Annotated in this window: 24 protein-coding genes; all 24 read right to left on the reverse strand. The window is 33.0% G+C overall.

What is annotated here, in order from left to right:
• Positions 1-74: 74 nt before the first annotated feature.
• Complete coding sequence (locus tag F8154_RS08335) at positions 75-857, reverse strand: DUF368 domain-containing protein (protein ID WP_151861161.1); 783 nt, start codon at positions 855-857, stop codon at positions 75-77.
• A gap of 117 nt (positions 858-974) precedes the next feature.
• Positions 975-1,853: a UTP--glucose-1-phosphate uridylyltransferase GalU gene (gene galU / locus F8154_RS08340; RefSeq protein ID WP_151861162.1), complete on the reverse strand. Its 879-nt coding sequence runs from the start codon at positions 1,851-1,853 to the stop codon at positions 975-977.
• A 108-nt stretch (positions 1,854-1,961) separates the two neighbouring features.
• Positions 1,962-3,278 (reverse strand): Na+/H+ antiporter family protein, encoded by a 1,317-nt coding sequence (locus tag F8154_RS08345; protein WP_151861163.1) that lies wholly within the window; start codon positions 3,276-3,278, stop codon positions 1,962-1,964.
• A 466-nt stretch (positions 3,279-3,744) separates the two neighbouring features.
• Positions 3,745-4,911 carry a nucleotide sugar dehydrogenase gene (locus F8154_RS08350; protein WP_151861164.1) on the reverse strand — a complete coding sequence of 389 codons (1,167 nt, stop codon included), beginning with the start codon at positions 4,909-4,911 and terminating at the stop codon, positions 3,745-3,747.
• Between the two features lie 306 nt (positions 4,912-5,217).
• Positions 5,218-5,514, reverse strand: a complete 297-nt coding sequence (locus F8154_RS08355) for a hypothetical protein (protein ID WP_192930211.1) — start codon at positions 5,512-5,514, stop codon at positions 5,218-5,220.
• 112 nt (positions 5,515-5,626) lie between these two features.
• Entirely contained in the window at positions 5,627-6,361 is a 735-nt protein-coding gene (locus tag F8154_RS08360; RefSeq protein WP_151861165.1) for a plasmid pRiA4b ORF-3 family protein, read from the reverse strand.
• Between the two features lie 256 nt (positions 6,362-6,617).
• Entirely contained in the window at positions 6,618-8,141 is a 1,524-nt protein-coding gene (murJ, locus tag F8154_RS08365) for a murein biosynthesis integral membrane protein MurJ (RefSeq protein WP_151861166.1), read from the reverse strand.
• A 7-nt stretch (positions 8,142-8,148) separates the two neighbouring features.
• Positions 8,149-9,432, reverse strand: a complete 1,284-nt coding sequence (locus F8154_RS08370) for a hypothetical protein (protein WP_151861167.1) — start codon at positions 9,430-9,432, stop codon at positions 8,149-8,151.
• A 19-nt stretch (positions 9,433-9,451) separates the two neighbouring features.
• Positions 9,452-10,762, reverse strand: a complete 1,311-nt coding sequence (locus F8154_RS08375; RefSeq protein WP_151861168.1) for a glycosyltransferase family protein — start codon at positions 10,760-10,762, stop codon at positions 9,452-9,454.
• Positions 10,756-11,889, reverse strand: a complete 1,134-nt coding sequence (gene wecB, locus F8154_RS08380) for a non-hydrolyzing UDP-N-acetylglucosamine 2-epimerase (RefSeq protein WP_151861169.1) — start codon at positions 11,887-11,889, stop codon at positions 10,756-10,758. Before wecB ends, F8154_RS08375 begins: the two co-directional genes overlap by 7 nt.
• A gap of 3 nt (positions 11,890-11,892) precedes the next feature.
• Complete coding sequence (locus tag F8154_RS08385; protein ID WP_151861170.1) at positions 11,893-13,002, reverse strand: capsular polysaccharide biosynthesis protein CapF; 1,110 nt, start codon at positions 13,000-13,002, stop codon at positions 11,893-11,895.
• Entirely contained in the window at positions 13,002-14,021 is a 1,020-nt protein-coding gene (locus F8154_RS08390) for a polysaccharide biosynthesis protein (protein WP_151861171.1), read from the reverse strand. The genes F8154_RS08385 and F8154_RS08390 overlap by 1 nt, the downstream gene beginning before the upstream one ends.
• A gap of 13 nt (positions 14,022-14,034) precedes the next feature.
• A complete protein-coding gene (locus F8154_RS08395) occupies positions 14,035-15,255 on the reverse strand; it encodes a glycosyltransferase family 4 protein (RefSeq protein ID WP_192930212.1) in 1,221 nt (406 codons plus the stop codon).
• Position 15,256: 1 nt separating this feature from the next.
• Positions 15,257-15,955, reverse strand: a complete 699-nt coding sequence (locus tag F8154_RS08400) for a GNAT family N-acetyltransferase (RefSeq protein WP_192930213.1) — start codon at positions 15,953-15,955, stop codon at positions 15,257-15,259.
• Between the two features lie 35 nt (positions 15,956-15,990).
• The gene (locus tag F8154_RS08405; RefSeq protein WP_151861174.1) at positions 15,991-16,911 is read right to left on the reverse strand and encodes a branched-chain amino acid transaminase; all 921 of its coding nucleotides are present in this window, start codon (positions 16,909-16,911) and stop codon (positions 15,991-15,993) included.
• Between the two features lie 13 nt (positions 16,912-16,924).
• The gene (locus F8154_RS08410; protein WP_279237173.1) at positions 16,925-17,566 is read right to left on the reverse strand and encodes a sugar transferase; all 642 of its coding nucleotides are present in this window, start codon (positions 17,564-17,566) and stop codon (positions 16,925-16,927) included.
• Positions 17,563-18,396 (reverse strand): aldolase/citrate lyase family protein, encoded by an 834-nt coding sequence (locus tag F8154_RS08415; protein WP_151861176.1) that lies wholly within the window; start codon positions 18,394-18,396, stop codon positions 17,563-17,565. The genes F8154_RS08410 and F8154_RS08415 overlap by 4 nt, the downstream gene beginning before the upstream one ends.
• 322 nt (positions 18,397-18,718) lie before the next feature.
• Positions 18,719-19,078, reverse strand: coding sequence for a prepilin-type N-terminal cleavage/methylation domain-containing protein (locus F8154_RS15525; protein ID WP_207706862.1), 360 nt, complete (start codon positions 19,076-19,078; stop codon positions 18,719-18,721).
• 185 nt (positions 19,079-19,263) lie between these two features.
• Positions 19,264-19,509 carry a RhuM family protein gene (rhuM, locus tag F8154_RS15605; protein WP_330577863.1) on the reverse strand — a complete coding sequence of 82 codons (246 nt, stop codon included), beginning with the start codon at positions 19,507-19,509 and terminating at the stop codon, positions 19,264-19,266.
• Positions 19,413-19,655, reverse strand: coding sequence for a hypothetical protein (locus tag F8154_RS15610; RefSeq protein ID WP_330577864.1), 243 nt, complete (start codon positions 19,653-19,655; stop codon positions 19,413-19,415). Before F8154_RS15610 ends, rhuM begins: the two co-directional genes overlap by 97 nt.
• Positions 19,656-19,690: 35 nt before the next feature.
• On the reverse strand, positions 19,691-20,002 hold the full coding sequence (locus F8154_RS08430) for a nucleotidyltransferase domain-containing protein (RefSeq protein ID WP_151861177.1): 312 nt from the start codon (positions 20,000-20,002) through the stop codon (positions 19,691-19,693).
• A gap of 2 nt (positions 20,003-20,004) precedes the next feature.
• On the reverse strand, positions 20,005-20,406 hold the full coding sequence (locus F8154_RS08435) for a nucleotidyltransferase substrate binding protein (RefSeq protein ID WP_151861178.1): 402 nt from the start codon (positions 20,404-20,406) through the stop codon (positions 20,005-20,007).
• Positions 20,407-20,474: 68 nt separating this feature from the next.
• Entirely contained in the window at positions 20,475-20,987 is a 513-nt protein-coding gene (locus tag F8154_RS08440; protein ID WP_151861179.1) for a winged helix-turn-helix transcriptional regulator, read from the reverse strand.
• 91 nt (positions 20,988-21,078) lie between these two features.
• Positions 21,079-24,012 carry an O-antigen ligase family protein gene (locus F8154_RS08445; RefSeq protein ID WP_151861180.1) on the reverse strand — a complete coding sequence of 978 codons (2,934 nt, stop codon included), beginning with the start codon at positions 24,010-24,012 and terminating at the stop codon, positions 21,079-21,081.
• Between the last annotated feature and the right edge of the window lie 16 nt (positions 24,013-24,028).

Genomic DNA, 24,028 nt, shown 5'->3' on the forward strand with positions numbered 1-24,028 from the left:
TATCATTTGTATGCCTATAAAAATAGATGTTTAAGATTACAAAGATGTTACAAAGCTATAATATTACTATAGGGTTACTTATATTTTAAGTTTCCCCACTTAAATACTATTGCAGCTCCAAGAATAAAGGTAATTATAGATATTATTCCAATATCACTTGGAAAAAGAATTCTTGAAGAACCTAAAATTAATCCAGAAAAAAAATACAATATTTGAGCTTGATACTTAGAAAATAATTTGCTTAATATCTTTGCCATAATAATTAATCCAAAAAGTGCTCCAACAATAAATATTAGTAGGTTTACAACCTGAAACTCTTTTATTAGAAGTAGCATTTCTTCATATATACCCAATACTATTAGCACAGCACTACCAGATATTCCAGGAATTATCATTGCACAGCTGGAGATTAAGCCTGCTAAAAAAACACTTTTTACTGTTAAGCCTCCCCCAGTTAATAGGGGTGGCATTTCCATAAGACTAAAGGATATAACTCCCCCAAAAATCAATAACAAAGCATTAACCTTTGAATAATTGTTATTTCTTTTTATAATAAAGGGGATAGACATAAAAAGGCACCCCAGTATAAAGGCATAGGTTGGATTCCCGTGGAACTCCAGCAAATATGATAGAATATAACTCCCAAAAAAGATTCCTGCCACCGTCCCAAATACCATTACTATATAGGGCTTAACATTAAACTTCAAAAGGTCCTTTATTATACTTTCATAAATACCAAATATAACTAAAATGGTTCCACCACTCATGCCAGGTATTATTATTCCCAAACCTAAAATAACCCCTTTAATAAATAGTAGTGTTTGATTTTTACTAAGGCTTTTAATTGCTTTATCCATTCTGCATCCCCTTGCTTTATTTTACTGCTGTTTTTCTTACTGTAGTAATCTTGTATTATTTAGTACATTTATTGATCTCAGCGGCGTTACTAACAGCTTTCATATTACTATATCATTCTATGCTTCTTTTTCTCTATCTATTATTCTTACTAGGTAATCTAAAAACTCATCCCTAAGATCAGCTCGCCTTAATGCAAATTCTACAGTAGCCTCTAAAAACCCTTGCTTATTTCCAACATCATAGCGCTTGCCTTCAAAATTATAAGCATACATTGCTTCTCTTTCAGCTAATTCCTTTAGGGCATCAGTAAGCTGTATCTCTCCACCTTTCCCGGGCTTTGTAGCCTCTAATATATGAAATATTGCTGGATTTATAATATACCTTCCAAGTATAGCAACGTTTGATGGGGCTTCCCCTATAGATGGCTTTTCAATTAATCCCTTAACCTTATAAATTCTATCTTCTATATGTTTACCTTCTACTATACCATATTTGCTTACATCTTCATCGGCTACCTCTTGAACTCCTATAATAGATGTCTTATATTCTTCATAGGCTTCTATCATTTGCTTTAGACAGGGTTTACCGTTATAAACAATATCATCACCTAATAAAACAGCAAAGGGCTCATCACCAATAAAGCTCTTAGCGCAATAAATAGCGTGCCCAAGCCCTTTTGGCTCCTTCTGTCTAATGTAATGTATGTTTACCATGTCTGATATTTTTCTTACTTCAGCCAGTAAATCATCTTTACCTGATTTTTCTAGCTCAAGCTCTAACTCCACTGATTTATCAAAATGATTTTCAATGGAAGATTTGTTTCTACCTGTAATAATCAATATTTCTTCTATACCAGATTCTACTGCTTCTTCTATTATATATTGCAGGGTTGGTTTATCAACTATTGGTAGCATTTCCTTTGGTTGTGCCTTAGTTGCAGGAAGAAAGCGAGTTCCTAATCCTGCTGCTGGTATAACTGCCTTACGTACCTTCATAAGCTTTTTCCTCCTATGTAAACTATTAAGCTCCTACTTTGGATATATTATATCATTTGAATAGGCAAAATTAAATAGGGGAGAATAAATTCCCCCCCCTATATATGTTTACAGTATCATAGCTGCTATAATTCCAAATATAACCAATGGTATGTTGTAGTGAATAAAGGTTGGTACACAGGTGTCCCAAATATGATCGTGCTGACCATCAATATTTAACCCCGCTGTTGGCCCTAATGTACTATCAGAGGCCGGAGAGCCTGCATCCCCTAGGGCTGCTGCTGTACCTATTAATAGTATAGTAGCCTGAGGACTAAAGCCTATGGCAGTTGCTAATGGAACATAGATAGCTGCTATTATGGGGATAGTTCCAAAGGAAGTTCCTATACCCATAGTTATCACAAGTCCTACTAATATTAATACAGTTGAAGCTATGAATTGACTTCCACCCATTAAGCCTGATGCCGCTTGGACCAATGCCTCAACTCCGCCTGTTTCTCTGATAATAGCACCATATCCTGCCGCAACCAGCATAACAAAGGCGATAAAGCCCATCATTCCGATACCGCTGTTTATCATATCATCAATATCTTTCCATTTTATGGCTCCTCCCACAAGCATAATAGCCATACCAACAATGGCACCAAGATGTAACGAGCCTATAGGACTCAATTGTATTGCTAAGGCAGATACAGCACCAATTAAGGCTACCCAATGGGTGCGTGTCATTTGTACTGGAGCTTCCTCAGATGCAGCAGCTACTTCCTCCTGAGATAACTGTACATCTTCATAATCTCTAGCCTTTCTATAGCTAAAGAAAATAGCTACAATTAGACCTATTACCATGGCTAAACCTGGAATCCACATTACCTTCCAAACATCTCCCTGAGCTATTGCCATTCCATTTTGTGACATTTGATCACTTATAATGCCATGAAATATCCATCCATACCCTACAGGCAATGCCACGTAGGGAGCCTTTAAACCAAAGGTCAATGCTGAGGCCACTGCCCTTCTATCGATTTTAAGCTTATTCATTACAGCAACTAACGGTGGAATCATGATAGGAATAAAGGCTATGTGTACAGGTATAAGGTTTTGTGAAAAACAGCTTACGATTGCAAGTACTACCACAAGAATAATTCCCTTTCCTTTAACCCATTGTACAATTTTTTTAGCCAACACCTCTGCAATTCCAGTTTTATGCAAGCATGCCGCCAATGCTCCAAGCAAAATATAGCTTAATGCTGTGCTAGAATTTCCACCCATGCCACCTATCAAAGTTCCCATTATGTCTCCAATTGGCATACCAGCAAGTAATCCTCCAACCAAGGCTGCTATTATTAAAGATAGAATAACATTTAGCTTCAAAAGGCATAACACTATCATTACAATAACAGATAAAACCACTGGGTTTGTTAACATAAAAATCCCCCTCCTTTTAACTTTATGAATATTAGTACAATTTTTTTTGTAATACCTCCTTCCTTAGTTAATATATTTTACAAAAATAAGTTCTATGATATTAGTAAAGCACCCTTAGGTAATTTTTCATTACAGGTGCTTTATAGCCTTTTTTATTTCACTCTGCCCAGCTTCTAGCTTTGTCAGCCAATCTTTTGCTTCTTTAGGGTGTTTAATAAGCTGGCAAATACTTGACACTTAAAGCTGTTGCTTAAAATTTTTCTATATGATACAAGTATATCATTATTATTAATACATTTTCAATAATAAATATTAATTCACAAGCAATTTCTAGAAAAATAACCTAACTGCATATCCCTTTTAACTATTGCCGTAGGCTTAATAAATGCTTAGCTTTAGTCTTTCTTAGGACTTTGTGTAAAAAGTATATTTATACACAATGGTGTTGTTGGTTAAGACGCGTTTATTAATCCCTACTAAATAAATCTCTTGTGTAGACTTTATCTACTGCATCTTTTATCTTATCAGATAGTCTATTGGCAACAATAATATCCGAAATATTCTTAAACTCATTTAAGTCTTTTATAACTCTTGAGTTGTAGAAATAATCTTCTTGAAGAGCTGGCTCATATACCACCACTTCTATTCCCTTAGCCTTTATACGCTTCATGACACCCTGAATAGCAGATTGACGGAAGTTGTCAGAATCCATCTTCATAGTTAGTCTATAAATACCAACAACCTTCGGCTGTCTCTTGATAATCATTTCAGCGATATGGTCTTTCCTAGTTCTGTTTGCATCAACTATTGCACCCATTATATTTTGAGGCACGTCCTGGTAGTTAGCTAATAGCTGCTTTGTATCCTTTGGCAAGCAGTAGCCACCATAACCAAAGGAAGGATTATTATAGTGATTACCTATGCGTGGGTCAAGCCCAACACCTTCTATAATCTGCTTAGTATCAAGTCCCCTCACCTCTGCATAGGAATCAAGCTCATTAAAATATGCCACCCTCATTGCAAGATAAGTATTAGCAAATAACTTAATTGCTTCTGCTTCTGTTGGATTTGTATAAAGTATAGGAACATCTTTTTTTATTGCTCCTTGTGTTAGCAGCTCTGCAAATATTCTTGCTCTTTCAGACTGCTCGCCAACCACAATTCTCGAAGGATAGAGGTTATCATATAATGCTTTTCCTTCTCTCAAAAACTCAGGGCTAAAGATTACATTATCTGTATCGAATTTTTCTTTGATTGCCTCTGTATATCCAACTGGTACGGTGGATTTAATAACCATTATAGCATCAGGATTAATTGCAAGTACATTTGCAATTACTGCTTCAACTGTTCTTGTGTTAAAATAGTTTTTTTCAGGGTCATAATTTGTTGGCGTTGAAATTATTACATACTCAGCATCTTTATAGGCTTCAAAGTTATCAGTTGTTGCTGTCAAGTTGAGTTCCTTTGTGGCAAGATATTCTTCAATCTCCTGATCAATAATGGGAGACTTTTTATTGTTAATTATATCAACCTTTTCTTTGATGATGTCTAAGGCTATTACTTCATTATGCTGTGCTAAAAGAACTGCATTAGACAGTCCAACGTATCCAGTGCCTGCTATAGTTATTTTCATGGTTTATTACCTCCAGAAATCCTAAGTATTTGTTGGGCTTCGCCCCTTATTTGTTTATCATAATTATACTATATCAGATTTCTAACTACACTTCACTACAGACTTTTTTTTGATTATAGGTCAGTAATTGACACTTAGCATAGTTACAGATGCTCTTCTATGGTTTCTAGGGAATTAATTTCACCTCTTTATGAATGGCATTAAAAATGGACCAACTAATCGTTAAGCTGATCCATCAAATCATATATAATTTAGAAAGCCTTACATGTGCCGCCAAATTAGAAAGTAATCTGAACTAAGTTTTCTTTATTTTCCTAACTCCAGCAAATCCTCTAAAGGTTCATAGCCTTTATTGTTAAATACGTACTTCCACACCTCTCCATCGATGGTAGCAGTAATCAGTCCCATCACCTGCCCTGGTTTTTTCTGAAAGGTCATGGGCAGCTCACCAAAGAACTCTGTCCCAAAGGATGATTCAATGAAGTCCAGTTCATTGAAATAAATCGTCCTGATGAAGTTCAAAATGTTAAACTTAATCTGATCTTCGAGATTCAGGTCACCTTTTTTAAGCATTTTCTTTACTTCTATTTCTGAATACTTCAATTGGCCATCCCCTTTCAAGACCATTTTTAAGAACCGAATTATTTCTTCTTATTAATGGCAAACCATGCAGTAAATAGAACAATTACTTTCAACGCTCTTTTTAAATACTGATTTATTTTTTCCTGTACTTATCTTCTATTATATTATACCTTTCATGGTTAATCTTGTCCCACTCAGTTTTCTTATAACTAATTCCTTTGAGTCTTTCATTAATCCAATCAGGGTCAAATTCTCTAAAGTACATCCCTTCAGCCCATGCCTTGATATCTTGATGATCTGGATGCTTCTCATCCTTGTAAATTTTCATAAACTCATAAAACCCATGAATTCCTCCAACATCTTCTGGGGGAGCTGTCTCCGCTCCATCAAATAGTGTCGGATATCCAAAGTAATAATCATCAACGATTTCTTCAAGCTTTATCGTAAACCACCAGTCATCTCCAAAGTCATAATTGTATCTGATTTCATTATGCTTCTCCAGATAAGCATCAATCTTAAGTCCAGATGGCTTACGGACCTCAATCTTTAATCGTTCCTGATGTGGCTTCTCAAACTGAAGCATTTCTGGTGGCATTGTCTTTAGTCGCTCTTCGTACATATCTTTGTTCTTCACATAATGCTGATGTTCAAGGTAGGCTTGTTCGTTATCTGTTACTATTTTGTTTTCTTTTGGCAGGTCAAACTCAAATAGATGATACCCTGAATGGGGATACCCACTTTGGAAATTGGTCACGTTCTGGATGACATCATGCAGTCTTTTATATGTAGCTCCCGCTGGCATGATGACTCTTCTCCAAATAAGTGGATTTGATTCTTCAAGCTCGATTTTAATTATGTATGATTTCATTTATTGAACACCTCCATTTAGTATTTGTCGAAGAGTTTATTGTCGAAGCATCTGATTATATATCTCTTCATGCCCGTCTCAATATCCCCCAACTAACCTCCCCGCAGCAACCTCTGACAAAGATCCTAAATCCTTCTCCACGATTGTAACTAGATACTGTAAGAACTCATCTCTCAAATCACTTCTTCTAAGAGCAGTCTCCACAGTAGCTTCAAGGAACCCCTGCTTATTTAGCTACAAGCAAACATCGAATTGTCTATGTAGCACCTCTTCCAAGCTTCTTCTTGATTGCTCCAACAATTACGTCAACATCTTCAATTTTCATAAAGTAGATAATCACAAAATACGATACCGCTCCAACACCGATCGCTATTAGAAGCGAAAGGTTCTGAGATAAAGAAGTTGTTAGGTAGTTAAAGCTCAGTTTAGCTAATCCGCCCATAGCTAATGAAGCAAATAAGATTTTTAGGAATGAAATGCTGATTTGCTTCATTCCGAATGGGCCTATTTTCTTGCGAAGGCTTACAAATAGTAGAATAGTAGTGAAGATAGCTGCAATTGAAGTTGCTAAAGCTAAACCCCCTATACCCAAATAACGAGATAATATAATATTAAGAATGATGTTAAGAATCATTCCTAAAGCAGCATTCTTAACCGGAGTCTTTGTATCATGCATTGAATAAAATGCTCTAGACAAAACTTCTCGCAATCCAAAGCCCATCATCCCAATTGAATAATAGAATAAAGCTAATGATGTTAGTTCTATAGCAGCGATATCAAAAACTCCTCTTCCAAACAAAAGTGTTACAATTTCATATGAAAAAAGCAAAAAACCAATAGTTGATGGTATTACTAGTATATTAACACTATTAATAGCCTCAGAAATAATCAACTTAAAACCATTAGCATCATTGTTCGATGTTTTCTTCGACATCATAGGAAAAATAACAGTCGCAATAGAAGTGACGAATATGCCCTGCACGAATAAATTCAACCTATTTGCATAATTTAAAGCAGATATTCCACCAACTATTAATTGGGAAGCAATATTTCGATCTACTAAGATATTGATTTGATTTATTGAAGAGCCTATAATAATTGGAAGTCCAATCATAACCATTTTTTGTATATTGCTATCTTTGAAATCTAAATATAATTCATACTTATATCCGAATTTTTTTAAGTATGTTAGCAAAAATACTAGTTGACTTACATAAGCAATTAAGCTCCCGATTGCCAACAACATTAAATTGAACTTTAAACTTAAAAAAATTGAGATGATAAAAAATATATTCAGCGGAATACCAATAAATGCAGGAATTACATAGTTCCCTTTTAATTGAATAAAACCACTAAGTATACTCACTGTTCCTGTAAAGTATATACCTATAATTAGAATTCTAGTAAAATTTGAAGCTAATCTTAGCGCCTCTCCTTCAAATCCTGAGGCAAAAATCATAACTATTTGGTCAGTAAAAAGATATGTAATGATAACTATAACTGTACACAACAAAGCAACTATATTTATTAAGTTGTTTGTGAACTTTAACCCTTCACTTTCTCCGGTCTTTTTTAATATACTGCTATACATAGGAATATATCCCGTTGCTATTGAAGTAGCAACAAAAGTAAAAATAACTCCAGGCACAGTTAATGAAATTAGATAAGCATCACTAACATTCGAAGCTCCATATATATATGATAATCCTAAATCTCTTAATAATCCCAATACTTTTGAGAGTATTGCAAAAGCCATAATTATTAATGCATTCTTTTTCATATTATGATCAACTCACCAACTTTGAATTCTTATTAAATCGTATCCTTTTATTTACAAATATTCTCCACATCCAATAAATTCCAGACATTAATGCAATTAATTCATTAGCACTTGAGGTAAAAAGAAAGTTTCCTACTGGAAGCGAAATCATCTGTAATAGAATTAAGTAATTTGTGACTTCACTAATGGGTGTTCTATTTTTTTCCATTAATGAATATTTTGAAAATACTCCCATGCTAAAGCATAATAATAACAATCCTATATATCCAATATTATTTATAATAACTATCGAGTCTGGATGCCATCTAACCCCAACGTGAATTATATTACTCATTAATTCCTGAATACTCGTGTTGCTAAATGATTGGAATCCCAAAGGAATAAGTCCAGATATTAAACTTGAAAATGATGAAAACCAAATTTCAGAAACATAACTGGAAACATAAAAAAATCCAAAACCAAAGTAACCATAAAATTGATAAATCAAAAATGACAGTTTTGGAAAAAGTTTAGATACTATACCGTTAGCATCATAATTTACATCTGGACGTACAATCGACAAATCAAAAACAACGCCTCTAGCACTAATACCATTCAATAATATAAAAACACCTATACTTCCTAACACCAAACTTACAGTTGCAGTCTTATAGTTTATAATTCGCTTCCTAGTATTTCTTTGCTTTGATAGTACCACATATGCAATTAGAATTATCAACTCAAAGAACTCAAAACTAGTTCCTCGTCCCACTCCTATATAGATATGAGCAAATGTAATCATAAACAAATAAAACTTATCAAATTTGCTTCTGATCTCTTTAAATAAGAATAGAGAAATATAACTTATATAAAGAAAGAATTTCACGTAAAACAGCATTAATATATACGGAATTTTCGTTAAAGTAAGCACGTTAATCTGATTATGCTTAAAATAATTTTGATACTCATAATATACCGATACATTATTTAATAAATTAGAAATAAGCCTTACTGGATTCTGTCCTGTATAATAATTTACAGCCATAATTGAGAACAATATAGACACAAAACCAATGGTAAGTAGCGATAGTTTTGATTTTATTAGTAACCAAAATCCGTTAGAACTGTATTTTACTTTGGTGTTCAGATTTTTTTTATAACTGTACCCGCCAAAAAAGAATAAATAGTTAATCCACATAAATAGTATAGATAGTAACGTTTTATTTACTTCTAATGTAGTAGTACCTATTAAAAGAATTACAAATACCGTATACAGAAAATACACCCATAAAATAATTTTTTTAAAATCCATATCACACCACTCTTAATCATTATTTATTTGTATCAGTCTCTATTAAATCATTAAACTCATTAGCTAGCTTTGTTGAAACGCTGTCTTTATTATGGTTCATTTCATATTTCAATCTACCTTCATTTGCCAAATTATGTCTCAATGCTTTATCAGTAATTAAACGTTTTAATTCTATATAAATATCTTCTGGATTGTTTACACATAAAGCGACATCCATTAGATAACTCATGGAAGCTACTTCTTTTGGTCCTATAGCAAGTATTGGTTTGTTCAGCGACAAGTACTCTGGAATCTTTGTAGATATTGATAATCTTGTAGATTCTATACTTTTTTTATTGAAAGATTCAACATGAACTGTAATATCACAATTATTTAAAACACTTTTTAATTCATTTTGATTAAGACTCCCACAAAATTTACTAGCCCCTTCAACATTAATTAGTTTCTTAATCTCTTGATCAGGTTCATAGCCAGAATATACTTCAAGCAACAATTTTTCTTTACCATTTTCACAATTTATTTTTTTTATTGCCTTTGCTAATAAGTTTATATTCTCAAATCTATTAAAATGTAGGCCTCCAGCATATACAAGTTTCATAACATCATTTTCAACAATTTCTACATCGTTTAACTTCATAGATTCAGTCATATTCATTGCCAAAATACTATCTTTATTAAATAATTCTTTATATATAGAGCTCATTTCTTCTGAAATTGTTATAAGCAAATCACTTTTCTGCACTATATTTTTCATTTTTTTTAAAATATAGTATCTTCTTAACCACCAAAATAGTGAGATAGTATTTCTAGGGAGAATATAATCATCAGTAATATAAGTAACAAGCTTAGCTTTATACCTTTTTTGAATATAATTTGCAATATCATATGCAAAACCAGTGTCCCCAGCACATAAGAAAACAATTTGTGGTTCAAAGTCATCAAGCCATTCATTCAAGTTTTCATTTTTCCACTTTTTTGATATCCAAGCAATTTCTCTGATGATTCGAAAAAACTCATTTCTCAAATATCCTTTTTTGTATCTACCTCTATAAGTATTATTTGTTTCTATTTTGGATTCAAAGTTAACTACTTGTCCTGGTGAATGTCTTAAGATTAAACTTTTCAAAATATCAATATCTGTAATTCTGTAATATTTTTTAAAATAATCAGACGTGGGCTTCTCATGATTAAAATACAGCTGAGCAACCTCACTATAATCAAATTTACTAAAGAAAGAAGCTAAGGTTTTTCCATTATTTTTTGTTTTACTAAACGCACTATTACTTATCACTATAACTCTAGGTCTTGAGACATTTACATCTCCTAGCATATATGTCTACCCCAAACAACTCTATTTACATAATCTGTATATGACAAAATGATTCTCAATACTTTCTCTGAAACATTTGGCATACTATAATCTGATACTAATCTTAACGTATCTTTCTGTTGAGTTTCTAATACTTCTAAACCTTGAATAATTCTTTCTTTCTTAAGCCCAACCATCATAACTGAAGCTTCTTCCATTGCCTCAGGCCTCTCGTGTGCTTGTCTAATATTAAGTGCCCTAAATCCAAGTATTGATGATTCTTCACTGATTGTTCCGCTATCACTTAAAACAGCCTTTGCATATTTTTGGAGTTTTACATAATCGTTAAATCCAAGTGGCTTTATGGTTTTAACTAACGGATTGAACTCAATGCCTTTTGCTTCAATCATTTTTCTTGTTCTTGGATGTGTACTCACAATCAATGGCATCTGATACTTTTCTGCTATCGTGTTTAAGCTATCTACTAGATCAATAAAGTTTTGCTCAGAGCTGATATTTTCTTCTCTATGAGCCGATACTACAAAATACTTACCTTCATATAATCCTAACCTTTCGAGTACATCTGATTTCTCAATATGGCCTTTTCTTGAATTTAGAACCTCAAACATTGGGCTGCCAGTTTTAATCACTCTATCTGCAGGCAGACCTTCTCTTAAGAGATACTCTCTAGCAATATCGCTATATGTTAGATTGATATCTGCTGTATGGTCCACAATCTTTCTGTTTGTCTCTTCTGGGACTCTCTGATCAAAGCATCTATTGCCTGCTTCCATATGAAAAATCGGGATATGTCTTCTCTTTGCAGCAATCGCACAAAGGCAACTATTCGTATCACCTAACACAAGAAACGCATCTGGTTTCACTTCTTCTAGGATTGGATCAATCTTCACGAGAATATTTCCTATCGTTTCTACTGCAGTTCCCGTTGCAGCATTCAAGAAATAATCTGGTTTCTTTAAGTTGAAGTCATTGAAGAATACTTCATTTAGTTCATAATCATAGTTCTGTCCTGTATGAACAAGAACATGATCAATCGCTTCTGACTCATCTAATTTATTTATAACAGCTGACAGTCTGATTATTTCTGGTCTAGTCCCAACGACAGTCATAACTTTTAATTTCTTCATTAGTTATACCTCCAAATAATAAGTATCAGGTTTTTCAGGATCAAATGTCTCATTGGCCCACATAATTGTTACCATATCTGAATCTCCAAGATTCTCAATGTTGTGTGTATAGCCCGTTGGTATATCAACCACTTCCATCTTGTCTCCACTTACGAAATACTCGAAAACTTCTTCTGAATCTATTTTCCTAAACCTAATGACACCTTTGCCACTTACAACTAGAAATTTCTCATTCTTCGTGTGGTGCCAGTGATTACCTTTCGTAATTCCAGGTTTTGAGATATTCACCGAAACCTGGCCACGATCTGGTGTTTTTATGAACTCAGTGAAAGACCCTCTATGATCTACATTCATCTTTAAGTCATAACTAAACTTATCATATGGTAAGTAGCTTAAGTAAGTGCTGTAAAGTTTCTTTGCAAATGCATCAGCCATATTTGGAACTGACCTATCTTCTCTACTTTTCCTAAATGAATAAATTAAATCCGCTATCTCGCTTAAAGTAATGGTATGCACAACAGGAACTTCGCAGAATAAATCTACTTTATTTTCATTTCTTTCTAAAGCATTAATCAGCTCACTAACAACATCATCTATATATACAAGATTCATTACTACGCTTGGATCATTTACTTGAATAGGAAGGTCATGTGCAATATTATAACAGAAAGTCGCTACTGCGCTGTTATAATTAGGTCTACACCATTTACCGAACACATTTGGAAATCTGTAAACAAGGGCTTTAGCCCCAGTTTCTTTTACATAAGTAAATAAGAGATTTTCTCCCGCCTTCTTACTTTCACCATAAGGATTAACTAACTCAGCTTGAATAGACGATGAAATCATCACTGGGCAGGTGTTGTTATGCTTCTTAAGAGAATTCAATAAATCGGATGTAAAACCAAAATTGCCCTCCATAAATTCAGATTGTTCTTTGGGACGGTTAATACCGGCAAGATGAAACACAAAGTCAGCCTCTTTACAGTAACCATCAAGCAAAGAAAAATCAGTATCTCTATCATACTCAAATATATCATCATACTTCCTATTTCTCAGCTCAGCTATTAAGTTTTTTCCTATGAAGCCTTTTGCCCCAGTGACTAAAATCTTCATTATTTATCCCAACTTTCCAATTGTTCTCTTACATAATCAAGCTGAAGTAATTTTTCTTTAATCTGCTCTATATTAAGCCTTTCTGTATTATGAGAGTTATACTCATCTTCAGATGAAAGCTTTTGATCTCCTTCAACAAAGTATTTGTCATAGTTTAAGTCTCTTTTATCAGCAGGCACTCTATAGAATTCACCTATGTCTTTTGCTACAACGTGCTCTTCTTTTGTAAGAAGTGTTTCATATAGCTTTTCACCATGACGAGTTCCGATGACTTTAATTTCATTGTCTGCTTTAAAGAGTTCTTTAACTGCTTGAGCTAAATCTCCTATAGTTGATGCTGGGGATTTCTGAACCATAATGTCTCCAGCCTCAGCATTTTGGAAAGCAAATACAACAAGTTCAACAGCTTCTTCAAGACTCATTAGGAATCTCGTCATATTAGGGTCTGTAACGGTAAGGGGTTTTCCACTCTTAATCTGATCAATGAACAACGGAATAACTGAACCTCTTGAAGCCATCACATTACCATATCTGGTACCACATATGAGAGTTTTTTCCGAATCAACTGTCTTAGCTTTTGAAACAAAAACTTTCTCCATCATAGCTTTTGAGATTCCCATTGCGTTGATCGGATAGGCTGCCTTATCTGTAGACAGACATATTACCTTTTTAGCTCCCATCTCAATAGCACCAGACAATACATTATCTGTTCCTAATACATTAGTTTTTACCGCCTCAAGTGGGAAGAACTCACAAGAAGGCACCTGCTTAAGAGCAGCTGCATGAAAGATATAATCTACCCCATGCATGGCATTCTTAACACTCGCAAGGTCTCTAACATCTCCAATATAAAATCTCAGTTTATCATTCTTGTAATGTTTTCTCATGTCATCCTGTTTCTTTTCATCACGAGAAAAAATTCGAATCTCTTTAATATCTGTATTTAGGAATCTCTTCATAACTGCATTACCAAAAGATCCTGTTCCACCTGTAATTAATAATGTTTTGTCCTTAAACATTTGATTTTTCCTCCTAAAGTTTGCTTGTAATACCTTTTAACAAGTCATTATACTTTGATGTTTGGGTTTTTCTTGCCAATTTTTCCTCAGCATATTTTCTAGCATTTTTGGACATTAAGTCAAGTTCATGTCTATTGTGATAGTAATATTTTACTAATTCAACTAAGGATTCTTTTTTAAAATTTTTAACAATTACACCAATGCCTTCATTTGTAATTTCGTTAGAAATATAACTATCAGAATCAAACATTCCCAGCAAAGGGCTACCTGCAGCTAGAATTTGGCCAATTTTTGACGGCAACGCAATTTTAGTCATATCTCTTTCAAGCGAAACCAACTCTAAATCTCCTAAACTATATGCACTCGAAATTAAATCAATTGGTTGCAATGGAAACATTAATGTATTGTTAAGTTTCCTTCTTTTGATACTTTTCTCCATGCTTTTTTTATACGAACCATTTCCAATAATGACAAATTTAATGTCATCGAATTCTCTTTCAAGTTCTTCTGCAGCGTCTAATATAACTTCCCAATTTTGAAATAAGCCTATATCTCCTGCATATGATATGTAGAAAGATTCTTTATCCAAATCAAATTTTGAAAAAAGTTGATTCTTTTCTCTATCTACTTTATTAATTTTATCAATGTCAACCCAATTTTGAATAACCTCAACTTTATCTGCACTGCACCCTTGCTGTAAAATTGTATTTTTCATATCTTCAGATATAGTAACAATTTTTGTATTTGTGTTATAAACTTTTTTTTCGAGATTTCGCAAGAACTTAACAAGTAAATTTTTCTCACTTAATTTTTTCATTTTCACAAGTGTATCTGGAAACAAGTCTTGGGCATTATATAACGTTGGTGCAATTTTTTTAAATTTTGTGCCTAGTAAACCTAAGAAAGGAGGAGTACTATAGATATAAATAGCATCAGCTTGATGTCTTTTAGCTTCCTTATAAATACTAAATGTTAAAAGCACATATTTAATCATTCGAATAAAAAGACCATTTCCTTCACCGCTTTTCGAACCCACTCTAATTACCTTTACATTTTCTGCAACTTGTTCAATTGGGTTCTCCAAGTAATACTGTTTAGTTTCCTCGGTTATCCTTCTAGAAGGAAATCCAGTTATAACTGTTACATTATTATGTTCTCCTAAATCGAGGGCAAGTTCATACAACAAAGAATGTCTTTCTTTCGCTAAATGCCCCACAAGAAACGTAATATTCATTCTACTTCCTCCCATAGTTTTCAGGGATTAGTTTGTAATAATAAACTTTACCCATATTTCCATTATCATTTATATAGTTCTTCCACCCAAATTTCTCATAGAATTTTATCGCTCTAATATTTGTTTCTGGTGTCTCTAAGATAATACTTCTATAATTTCTTTCTTTTGCAGCCATTTCATAACCTGCCAACAATTGTTTGCCAATACCTAAATGTGAGTATTCTTCCAATACAGCAATTCCTGTTAACCTTAAAATTGGACCTGGGGGTTGATATTGTGTTTTCAAACTTTTTGTAACATTATCATGTTTGGTAATTATATTCTTGATTTTTGCAGGAATTTTTTTAAAAGCTGATTTATACTTGTAGATAAATTCCTCACCAAACAATAAATATGGCTTTCTAAAGAAACTCAATGCTATTTTTTTCATTATATATTTGTTCATTTTATCTTTGTATCCTTCTAGTCCACCATATACCAACCCTAGCATTTTCCCATTACTATTCTTTGCAGAAACAGTAACGGCATCTTCATTTTTAAGTAAATAGTTAAACCTCTCTGCAAGGTAGATCTTTGAAAACTCACTTTCTGAAAATAAATTTTCAACGTGAATTTGAATGAAAGAGTTAACATCTTCTTTAGTGAAGCTAGATATAATGATGTTTTGTATATTTAATGCTTTTCTTTGTTTATTATCCACTAGCAAAATCTCCTCATTAAATATGATTGAAAGAACTATACATATATTGGAGTTAACCAACTCAAATAATTATCCCTTTTACCAGCCACTATTTCGATATAAGTTTGATGAACTCTCTTGGTTATATTGTCTTGATTACCATTTGAAACCTGAATTCCATCCACATTTACTACAGGTGTAATTTCCATTGCTGAACCGCATAAAAAGACTTCATCACATATATATAATTCCGTTCTGTCAATTTCTCTTTCATCAACCTCAACATTCAACTCATTCTTGGCTAATTGAATAATTGCATCTCTAGTTATACTTTCTAGTATTGAAGCTGTAACCGGTGGAGTTATAAGTTTACCATCTCTTACTATGAACAAACATGATCCAGGACCTTCTGAAACCTTTCCTTGATTATTTAGGAAAATAGCTGAATCATATCCGTTTTCTATTGCTTCCATTTGAGCCATACGGCTATTAATGTAATTTGCACCTACTTTAACTTTTGGTGAAAGATTCTTATCGCTAATTCTCTCCCAAGAGCTAATACAACACTTTATTCCTCTGTTATTGTTAAAATCATTTCTTGATTTAGCTATAGGAGCAATAAACATATTAATAGGACCTTTAGCCATCCATGATCCAAAACCATCAATAAATACAGTTTGCCGAACGGCAATATCTTCCCTATAATTATTAGCTGTCACCACATCAATAAATCCTTTTTTCAACTCTTCAACAGTATATTTATCTTCCATACGAAACATTTTCATCGAATTTTTTAAACGTTTGAAATGCTCGTTTAACTTAAATGCATAAAGCTGTTTATCTTCTCCATTCCAATAACATCTAATACCTTCAAATACGTTAGCACCAAATTGTGATGTTGGTGCCAGAACATTTATTGTTGCTTCGCTTAGTGGGACAATATTACCATTTAACCAAATTAAACGATTATTATTCATTATTAATTCTCCTTTAATCTACATTTTCACTTTTCTTATTCTGCTCCACATCATAACTACCTTCCATTTTTAGAACCTTAAAAATGGTCAATACAAAGATTTTTAAATCAAACCAAAAGCTCCTATTCTCGATATAAAGCAAATCATATTTAAACTTTTCATCCCAAGACAATTCATTTCTACCGTTTATCTGAGCGTATCCTGTCACACCAGGTTTAACTTCAAATCTTCTTTTAGGTATGAGGGGATAATCTTCATATTTGTATGGGTGGTACGTTACTGGTGGTCTCGGTCCTACAAAACTCATATCTCCTCTTAATATATTAAACAACTGTGGTAACTCATCTAAACTTGTGTTCCTTAATAATTTACCTACTTTTGTAACTCTACTGTCATTTGCAAATGAATCTAATCCGGTTCCCATCCTCTCAGCATTCACAACCATAGTTCTAAATTTAAGTATAGTGAAGTCTTTTCCATTCTTTCCTACTCGTTGCTGCTTAAAGAGAACCGGACCTGATGAGTCTATCTTTATAACTAATGCTGTAATCAACATTATGGGAGCTACAAGAATTAGCATCACAACACTCAACAAAATATCGAAAGTTCGTTTAGATACCTTATACATTGTTAAATCTCCTTCTTCTTTTATCATTTCTGTGTTTTTTCAATATTGCATTTTATTTCAGCAACTTTCTCATTAACAGCAATTCTATTCTTTATAAAAAACTCTCCACTCTTCTTAAGAAGTTCTTTTTCATATTCTCTAATTTCTTTAACTCCATTTAGAAAAAGCTCTCTCATGTCATATATTTCTCTTGTCTGCTTAACATTACAAAAACTTCTTGAAAGAATAACCATACTAGAACCTAATCTATAATGTTCTGTGATTATCTTTTCAGCTGGTAAATTTCCTTTTCCTAACTGTGCAATTCCACCAAAACCATATGGTATGCCTGCAGCTTTAATCTTATTGCATAACTTCTCCACTGTACCGTCAGCCAAAAGTTCAAACATAAATTTCATATTATAGCCAAGGTGAAGATCATTGAGTCCTATATGAATATAGTCAATTCCATCAACACTCAAAATATCATTAATATTTTCAACAGCTTCAGGAGTCTCTAATAAAAGCATAGTTTTGGATCTCTTATCAACATATCTAACAAAAGTGTCTACTTCTTCTTTTGACTTAAAAAATGGAAGCATGACAATGTCTGCTCCATCATCAATAACTTTATTAATTTCATTTTTAGACCCTTCATAGATAGGATTTACTCTTACAAGTAGCTTTGAATTCTTAAGTACACTCTTAACACTCTTTACATCTTCAATATTGTGTCTTGATATTACCGTGTCCAAATGCCCTTGACGTTCTTCTTTCCCGTTAATCTCAAGGTCAATAAATATCCAGTCAACACCGCTACTTTCAGCTATTCCTGCAATTGTTGGATTATTCGTTATGTACATCAAATACAAAGCCATAGTCCAGTCATCCTTCCTTATCTAAAGTCTATGTATTGTATAGAGGTGCTTGTTTTTGCATCTTAATTTTCTTCTCTATATGTTGAGTTTCGTACTTGATTTCATACTATATCTTGCACAATCTCGCCATTTGGTTGAATATATAGACGTGTAATGTTTCTGTAACATTAGTACATTTCACAGTTATGCCAAACCCCTTGATATTACTTGTTTGCAGCCTCTTTATCCTTTCACCATACTCACGTCGTTATAATTAACGATAGATGAACCATTGTTGAACCATTGTTAAACAGCCGTTAAACTATCGTTCTCCATTCTTTCATCACAGCCAAGGTACTTCCTCCCCCCGCCCTTCGTCTCCCTCACCTTCACTCTCACTACCATGCGCACTACATTTTACTTTTCCACCCTCATAGCTAGTGACACCACCAGTTGGACATATCTGATTAAAATTATCTATAAGAAATTGATTAAAAATACTATCCTCATGATCAATATCATTTTCAACCAGAAACGCTGAGTACATTCTTTCTACTGTTTTCCTATTAGCGGCACATACACTTTCTTCAGCCTTGCTTCTGAATCCCCCTAATCTTGGAACAGCTATTGCTGCAATGATTCCTAATATTGCTATCACAACAATTAACTCTATTAAAGTAAACCCATCAGATTTTTTATTCATTGTGATCACCTTTAGTGGGCGGTTGGTAAGTTGGATAGTAGAAAGCACGAGCCATCGTTAAGCAATTGTTAAACCATCGTTGAACTACTGCTATGCCATCATTCAACTATTTTTTATCCTTTCACCATATTCACGGGTATAAACCATTGTTGAACTATAGTTAAGTCATTGTTTATCCATTGTTATCACCCAGACAAAACCTTTACAATTTGATTTGCCCATTTGCGAAATTGTACAGCTCGTTCGTTATTTACTTTAAACCCAACAGAAATAATGACTTGTAAATTGTAATGCTTTACTTCTCTATTTACCTGGCGTGAACCTTCAGTTTGAACTATTCGGAATTTCCTAATAGTTGCTTCCTCTTGAAGTTCGTGATAAGAAAAAATTTTTTGATATGTTCGTTGATTGTCGGAACTTCTACATCGTATAAAGCTGCTAACATCTTCTGTGTTAGCCAAATGTTCTCATCTTCATATCTCATCTCAAAGCTTTGAGAATCATCACCTGTTGCTGCAATATATGTCAGGTACTCTGCTGTGCTCGAACGAATTGCTATATCGTTTTTCTTTTTCACAAGAGCACTCCCTTCACCAATTAGATTGTACTATGTTATATGGAATTCCTTTTATAAATCGACTTCCCTACGCTATCAATATGTGTCTTTAAATCTTTATTTGATATGTCTTTATAATCTACTACATCAAAAAAATATGGTAATGGATATTCTTCATTTAAGTCGTCACTTATTTTTCTAAGTATCTTTCTATCTATATTTTCCCCTACTATGGCTAGGTCAACATCTGAACCTTTTTTATAGTTTCTCATGGCTCTACTGCCAAATAGAATTACTTCATCTATTTCTTTATACTTGCTAACAGCTTCTAAAATAAGCTTTAAATCTCTATCAAGTAATCCATACATTTCTATATCTCCTTAAGTAACTTATCATAAAGCTTTTTAAGCTCTGGAAAATATACTTTTGTAATATCATCAACCATTTTTTTCGCCAATTTTTCATCATATGTATGAACTGTTAAGTTTCTATCTGAAAGGGCATCAATCCAAACATGTCCATCATCAACTAGACCAATTTGAAACGCTTGCTTGATGGTTTCCCTTGGGCTTTTTACACTAAGTTCTTGGGCTTCAAGATAATCCTTCATCAACTTCCAAGAAAGTTCAAAACATATTTCAAAGAACTGTATTATGCCTGCTCTTTCCAGTTCTGTTTCTATTGGTTCATTAATATATTGATTTAATAGATTATAAGATTTTTCAAAATTAGTAAACCTTTGTTTCCATCTAGCATCTTTCAATTGATCCATTTGAAGACTCCTTTCCTTTGAATCATAGTTTAACCATCGTTTAACTATCGTTTAGCTATTTCTAACTGCTATAGCATATCAAATAAGATAAATACTTTGTTATCTGAGGATGAATATTTTTTAGACTCATTATTGTTTAAAACTACGATTGGTATATTAGACTCTAATTTCTTATTATTATCTGCTATAGTTATTTTACCTTTTGGTGCAAGCTCTGATATTGATGTTTTAACTAATTGGCTTATATCATCTTCACCTAAAATAATATATATTTTGTCGTTTTCCTCCAATAGCTTAGTGATTTGTGCTTTTATTTTTTCCTTTGTTTCATTTATATAGCTATAGTGATGCTTTATGTATTTATAGGTTTTGCTTATTTTTTCTGCCATTCCCTTTGGAGTTAGCATATAGGCCACTCTATTGGCTGGTATACTCTCCACCTTTATTAGACCTTCCTTAATCATTTTCTTTAGAAGTAGATTAACGCTCCCCAGTGAAAGCCCAGTTTTTTCAGCAATCTGTCTTTGGGATATGTTTTCATTTTCTTTTATTACCTCAAGCAATGTATATTCTTTATCCATATCTGCACCTTATTTCGTTATTAGAGCGTTCATTTAATGAACGCTCTAATATAATTATATATTTGATTTTTTAAAAGGTCAATGATTTATATTATTTGTAATCTTGTTGTAATATTTGAATTGAATTAATTATAATTGGCTCACTAGTAACACCTTTATGCTCAATTATAATATATTGGCCTCCTGCTTCTATATCTGCTGTAGTTGTAAATTGAAAGCTTGAGGTATAATCTTCTATAGTATCCTGTCTATGTTGTTGGTATTTACCAGTTCTACTTATAACGTATACTCTAGCATTCTCTAATGCAGAGCTATTATCTAATTCTAACTCAACAGTATAATCAGTATTTGGCTGTAGTGTAAAGTTGTTGGAAAAAATGCCCCCTCTATTGTCCTTAGTATTATCTATTATTACACCTTCGTTACCTGTTTCAATACTCTGTTCTTTATTTGAAGATCTCCATAGACGCCATGTGTCTGGAATATTATTAAAATCTGTATCTATGTCAAAATAGTTAATATAGGCGATATCATTAAAATGTTTAAGTTTTTCAATGTCATCATGGTGTTTTAAGTAAAACTTAGTTCTATTTATTAAATTCATAGTGTCATCTGATAAGGTAATTGGTTCAGCTGCTACTTTATTTGCAGCTTTAACTTCATCTATTACATCCAAGGAGCTTTGTAGGTTTTTTATAGCTTTTTCATTATTACCACTTTGCAAATAGTGGTTACCTATTGTCATATATGTCTTTAATTTTTCTTGGTAAGAGCTGGCCCTTAATGGTGCAATGTCTGTAACAGGACTTATTGCTTCAATTGCCTTGTCAAATTCAGCTGTAACTAAATACAAATTAGCTAGCCTACTATACATAGCTACATTATATGGTGAATGCTTTAATGCCTTTAGGTGATGCACTTCAGCCTCTTTAATTAGTGTGTTATTACCCTCTTTAGAAGCAATAGATGTAATTATATTGGCATAATCAGACCTATAGGTTTCTTTGTAGGGATCTCTTTTTACTGCCTTTTCAAAATAATCCCTTGCTTCCAAAACATTTCCTCCATTAATAGTATTTACTGCCAACTGTCCATTTCTATATCCGCTATATAATGACATGGTAAAGATCAATAGAGCTACAGATGGTATTGCAAATACATAAACAGGTAATCTAATAGCTTTAGGTATACTGCTTATATTACTATCTACATTTACTAAACCAATAAGCACCCAAGCAGTTAGTAAAATAGACAAATAAGAAAAGTTAAAGTCCAAAATACTATGACCATATAAAGATAAAATAGCAAGAATTATAAAAATATTAAAGATGTTTTTCTTTACAGCTGCCCTCCATAGCATATATAAGAGTAGAATTAATAATAGGGAAATTAATAATAATCCTAAGGAACCTGTTTCAACCATAGTTTGGATAATGTAGTTATGGGCTTCTGTAGTATAATATGGTTCCGATTGATATTTAGTATATATACTCTCCCATGCACCGCCACCTGCACCTATAATAGGATAATCCTTAAAGAACTTAAGTCCATCCCTATAAAAGGTTAAACGGGCTGAGGAGCTATCCTCTGTTAAATTTATAGCATTAATTCTTGAGACAATGGATTCGGGAATATATTTATAGCTAAGCTTAATATCACTTATTTTTTCTTCTTCTAGATTATACAGTGCTGATTGGTTGAAGACTGCCTTAGTGCCAGGATAGTATACGGTATAGTATATTATTAGCCCAGTAGTGTCTTGTAGGGTTTCTATTTCCTGATGTATTTCACCGGATTCATTATTTTCTCCTATCCTTTGAGAGATCAATTCTCTTTCATTATTGTCGTTAACGCTAAATACCCTAACCCTCCAGGGCCATTGTTTTTCATCGCTATTTGCTCCTTCAACCTCATATTTTAAAATATAGGTTTCATTAGCATTTATATCATTAATGGATCGATGAATTTGCCTTGTTTTATTTTCAGAAATATCCATATTATCAAAAACCAATGGTTGTGTAATATTTATTGCCATAACTACAAGCCCTATTGCTAATAAAGCCATAGAGGCTATTAGAGAGTAAATATATTTGTAGTGGGTGCTTGATATTCTGTTTTTAACTGCTTCTATTGCGTAATATATTATAAAGAAGATGCCAAGGGCAATTGCAAAGAATATTAAGCCCCTTGCTGTGCCTTCTTCATTATTTAATATATTAGTGAAGGGTTGAAGTATAGTTATTATAGGAATAGTCACAGTAATAAAGTAAAGTATGGTATTAACCCTGGCTCTACTAGGTAGTACTAAAATACACAGTAGAGAGAAAATAGGAAAAAGTAGCCATGCTCCCCTTGAATAGGTAAATATAAATGTAAATAGCATAATAAAGCCTGATGTGGCATATAGGCCTTTTTGCCAAGCTTTATCACTTTTTTCAATTAAGCAAACTGTAAGAAAGAATAGTGTCATTGTAAAGGCAGCTAGGGTGTTTGGGTATTGAAAGGTTGATGCTATACGATTACCCAACACTGCATCCTGTAGGTCTAGATAGCCAAAGGCAGTAACTAGTCCTATTAAGGAAACTAAAACACCACTTATCACTAATACATTAAGTACAACTTCTCTTGATTTTGAATCATTAGTAAAGTCCTTTATCATTAAATACACAAGAAAAACATTAATGTATTTTAATAGTTCACCTATAGCATCCCTTAAATTTCCCCATTGTCCAAATATTATAGGTAATGCATAGGCAACAATTAGTAGTAACCCAATATAATCAAATATGCTGTTAAGCACTATTTTTTCATTATTAAGCTTTTTATAGACTAAAAACCCTATAAATAATAATAATGAGAATATATGTGTACCAAGTATTGCACCAGTAAAGAATAAACCCCTAAAAAAGGGGGGATAAAAAACCAATACACAGAGTAGGCTAAATAGCACCAACTGTAAGGTTTTATGATTATTCTTGTTTGTAGTTTTATTTATATCTTTTTTCTTAGCTGATTTTGTTCCCATTTTAACACTCCGTTTC

Source organism: Alkaliphilus pronyensis (assembly GCF_009017275.1).
In the GTDB taxonomy this organism is placed as follows: Bacteria; Bacillota; Clostridia; order Peptostreptococcales; family Natronincolaceae; genus Alkaliphilus_C; species Alkaliphilus_C pronyensis.